This window comes from Kitasatospora sp. NPDC017646 (assembly GCF_044329365.1).
GTDB lineage: Bacteria > Actinomycetota > Actinomycetes > Streptomycetales > Streptomycetaceae > Kitasatospora.
On record NZ_JBIRJC010000110.1, the window covers coordinates 1 to 4595 of the forward strand.

At 69.8% G+C, this 4595-nt stretch carries 2 protein-coding genes; both read right to left on the reverse strand.

All coding sequences use genetic code 11. From position 1 onward, the window contains the following. The coding region (locus ACH4J0_RS42815) for an IPT/TIG domain-containing protein (protein ID WP_396246604.1) at positions 1–335 on the reverse strand (335 nt) is incomplete at its 3' end. Between the two features lie 2346 nt (positions 336–2681). After that, entirely contained in the window at positions 2682–3434 is a 753-nt protein-coding gene (locus tag ACH4J0_RS42820) for an IPT/TIG domain-containing protein (RefSeq protein WP_396246605.1), read from the reverse strand. Positions 3435–4595: the final 1161 nt, after the last annotated feature.

The window sequence follows — 4595 nt, forward strand, 5'->3', positions numbered from 1 at the left end:
CCGGAGCCGGTCAGCGTCACCGTCGCCCCCGTCGCCCCCGTCGCCGGACTGACCGAAGCGATCACCGGAGCGGCAACCGCGTAGGTGAACGCGACACCGTTGCTGGTCGCCCCCCACCTCCAGGCCACCACGGTCACCTGTACGGTGCCCGAGCCTGCCGGCACGGTCGCGGTGATCTGCGTGTCCGACACCACCGTGAACGACGAGGAGGCGACGGCACCGAACCGCACCGCCGTCACCCCCGAGAACCCGGAGCCGGTCAGCGTCACCACCGACCCCGCCGCCCCCGTCGCCGGACTGATCGAATCGATCACCGGAATATTGTGATCAAGCATGATTTACCACCATGGGTTGACAGTCTCCGAGTTGACGAGTGTCGGGCGTGCGCAAGGCGCCCGAAGCGTCGGCTATCCGCCCAGGGACGCGACGGGCGCCGAGGCGGGGAGCCCCGGTCGATGGAGGGAACATCGACCGGGGCTCGTCGGGGGTAGTGAGCCGGGGCTTGTGCCGACTGGCGACCGCCGCGTCGAGCACGGGCGCGGGCCGCCGGTCATGAGAGTCCGGGCCGGGTGACGCGGGTGAGCGCGCTCGCCCGGGTCCCCTCGGTGGTGAATGTCCCGGGCCCCGAGGTCGGGTCCCGAGTGATCGGCACGACGATGCTTGGCCGAGCGGCGAGCGCGGTGTCCGACTCGTGGGCAGTCGAGGTACGACCTGGTCTGACGCCATGCCACGTGGCCCGGTAGTGCCGTTGACCCACATGGGCCGTCACGAACGGCCTGTTCGCCCCCGGAAAGGAGTTCACCGCCGCTTGCCCGGGTCGCCGTCGTCGGGACGCTCGTCCGTGCGGCCGTAACGCCGTTCTCGGCCGATCCGCCCTCGGCGCGGCCGGTGCTTTCCACGGACGGAGTCGACTGAGCGCATCCTGCTGGAGTCCCGCTCGAAAACCTGGCCGTGGGTGGCTGGCGTCACGCGTTCCGTCGTCGACGGCTCGCGCGCGGACTGACTTCCTGCCAACACCGTGGGTGCGTACCATCCCAACAGAAGCCCCCAGCTCCACAGCGCTGACGTGGTCGTCGTTCGACGGTACGAGGAAGAGGAGTCGGCAGACCATCCGGTCGCCGCACGGGCCAGCACGCTTCGGAACCCTTGGATTGCTTGCACGACGCCTCCTGGCGCATGTAAGCCGCCGCACCTGCCGGCACCGCTGGGACGGCGCCGGCAGATGGATCCAGATCCTCCACGGGAGTGCCCATCGCGAGCCGCACGTCACCCGCCGCCTTGAAGCACGGTCGGCGCCGGCTGCACGTTCCCCCGGGAGGGATGGGCGGCCCGCCGGTTGGATACAGAAAAGTAATCCAGAGCGGTGAAATCGATGACAAGCCTTCCGGCCCTCATTCACCCGCTTGGCGCAGCGTCCCGCCATCTCCCGCAATCCGGAAAAATGGCCTGTGCCCTAGCGTCACGACTGAGGTTGATCAGCGAAAACGGGCCTGTCTATGAGGGATTTGCGTGCTTATTCCTCACCCGGCAAGATCGCGACTTCCCTGCCCGCAGCCCAGGAGACGGCTCAGCCGAGGATGGATGGAATTCCCCACCTTCCGCCGTTCGGAATTGCTCAATCCCAGCCCGGACGCACCGCGCGAAGCATCCGGCCGGGCTCGGCGGCCGGGCACGATCGACGCCCGAGGGGGCGCCGTCCCCGCTCTCGTGGAAGTGAATCTCTGGAGTCGCGCCCCCGCGGCGGACGCCGACCCGGGACGGCTGCTCGGTCCCCCTCCAAGTAGCGACCACCGCAGGCTGGTTCACCGGCCGACCCGGCCATGCCGACGGTGTCGCTGCCGCAGTGAAGTCCCGCAGTGCCGTTGCTCGCCGGTGTGGACCGAAGCCGCCGGCCGTGAGTGCGTGGATCCGGATCACGGCGACCCGCTGCACCTGGGCGTGCTCGACGACGGGTTCGCCGCTTTCCCCGAACCGTCCGGGAGCGGGGCTCGGATCGGCCGTACCGCCCAGCGCTCTGCGGGCCGAGGCGAGGCGGCCGCCCGGCTCTCCTCACCCTCGTCGGTCTGCTTCTTTCCCCCCTCCTCTTCTCTCCCTATCGAGGGATCTCCTGCGGGCAGACCGGAAGAGGAGTGGAGAGGTTTGGAACAGAGCTGGATGCGTGAAGCACTTCCTGACGGCGCTTCAAGGGAGTTCCCCGCACGCCGGCGCGGTCAGCGACAGCCGCTCATGAGGACTGGTCGCCGGCGAATGTTCAAAACCCTGGCCCACGGCCGAATCCCGACGCGGATGGCGTCGTCCGGCGCGCCGCAGCCGTGAGCGCCGTGCGCGGCCTTCGGTCGATCGCGGCGCGTATGACCGGGCTTCGTCATGGCCCGGCGTGCCGGGAGCGTCATCCGGCAGTCCATCGGACAACAGCCGAATGTCTGTCTCCCGTCCCCGGCCTCCTTCACCGGCACGGCACGGCTCGATCGCTTCCGGGACGCGACGAAGGTCACGCCCTGCAAACGATCGCGCCGGTCCCGTCGTGCGGTCAGGCGACCACCCCGTTCTTCCGGGGCCGGCCGAGGAACCGGTACCGGGTGCGGTGCGACGGGCTCTGCCCGGGCGGGACCGAGGACGGTCCCGCCCGGGCAGACGGCCTCGTCGGCCACGGGTTCGGGGGTCAGTGCCTGACTTCCGACTCAGATCCCCGGGCTCGCGAGGTACTGGTACGGGGTCGCGGCGGTCGCGCTTCCGGCCGCGTTCGTGACCGTGATGTCGGCGGGTCCGGGGGCCCCGTCGGCGGTGGGCGGTGCGACGGCGGCGATGGTGGTGTCGCTGATGACGACGAACGGGGCCGACTGGCCACCGAAGGTGACCGACTCGGTGCTGCTCAGGGAGGTGCCGGTGATGGTCACCGCGGTGCCGCCGGAGGCCGGCCCCGAGGTGGGAGCGAAAGCGGTCACGGTGGGCACGTCCACGTAGGTGTAGGTGAAGCCGTTGTTGGTTCCGCCCTCGGTGGTCACGCTCACCCCGACGGATCCGACCGCCGCGCCCGCGGGCACCGCGACGGTGACGGCGCTGTCGCTGACGACGGTCGGCGTGGCGGTGTTGGCCCCGAAGTGCACCGCGGTGGCCGTCGACAGCCCCGTACCCGTGATGGTGATGACGTTGCCGCCCGCCAGGGGACCGGAGGTGGCGCTGAGCGCGGCCTTGAACGGCGCACCGACGTAGTAGAAGTTCAGAGGGTTGCTGGTGCCGCCCGGGGTGGTCACGGTCACCTGGACCGCCCCGCTGCCGGAGGGGGTGGTGACGGTGACCGAGGTGGCCGTGTTGGCGGTGATGGTGGCCAGCTTGGAGCCGAAGTGCACGGCCGTGGCCCCACCGAGGTTGGTGCCGGTGATGATGACGGTCTGTCCGCCGCTGGTCGATCCCTGGTCGGGGGAGATGGGCACGACTGCCTCCTTGAACGGGTGAGGTGAACCGCGCACCGGGCGTGTCCGGGAAGAGTCACAGGCCACGCCCGGTTCGGACCAGGCCCCGGCGAGGGCGAAACGGACGGCCGAGGCGGTGAACCGGGCGCCGCGGGGCCGGTCCACGGGTGTGGCGGTCCACGGGTGTGGCCGGGCTGCTTTCCGGGCGTGAGGGCGAGATGGCCCTGGATGACTGTCGCCGGTCGCGGTGGGGGGCGGATCGTTCACGCCTCTGCCAGGAGAGTCCACGGCGCCACCGGTAGTGACCAGCCATACGGCAGGCCGACGCCCCACTCCCCCGGAGAGGATGGGCGACCCACCGGATTGGACGCTCCCAGTAATCCATTGAGATGACAAGCGCGCAAGGGGCTTGACGCCGGATCACCCGATTGGCGGCACGTGCTGCCGGGGAGCAGGGCTTCCCCGCCGAGGCCGTCGGCCGTGCCCGCCGATTGCCGACCTCGCCCGGCTACGGCTGCACGGGAGTGTGGTCGAGCCGTACGCTGCCGACGCGTGGCCGACGCGTGGCCGACGCGTGGCCGACGCGTGGCCGACGCGTGGCCGACGCGCAGGACCGCGCGCTCCTCCTGGCGACGCCGGTGGGGCCGTCCACGGGTCGGCCCCTGGCGGCCGCGTGAGCTTCCGGTGTGCGGCGCGGAACCCTGCGAAACGTCAACCGTCCCTGACGCCGGGCCTGATCGGTACCGAGCATGGGAGCAGACGGGGGGCGCGCGGATGAGCACGTACATCGGCATATGCCAGCGACATCCATTGAGCGGTGGCCCCGGCAGGGCGACCGTCCGGGGATCGGCGCCCATGTGAACCCCGGCACGCTGAGCACATTTGTGCGACGGGCAGCCAGGCGCATGGTTGCCCTGGAATTCCGGGAGAACCGTGAGTACTCTCGCTCCCCCAAAGGTCTATGCCAGTCGCCCTGCGTAGCAAGCTTTGAGAGGATTGTTAAGCGCTCAACGGCAGGGATCCGGCCACTGTTTGGCTGATCTGCGCCCATGACTTGACGCGGCATTCACGGGGCCTACGCCAATTGGCAGCCGTCCGATTCGCTCGCTCAAATTGCACAGCAATCGACAACGCCTTGCAAAAACCTTTCTCCTCCACTCCTGCCGGTTCGTGTATATTTCC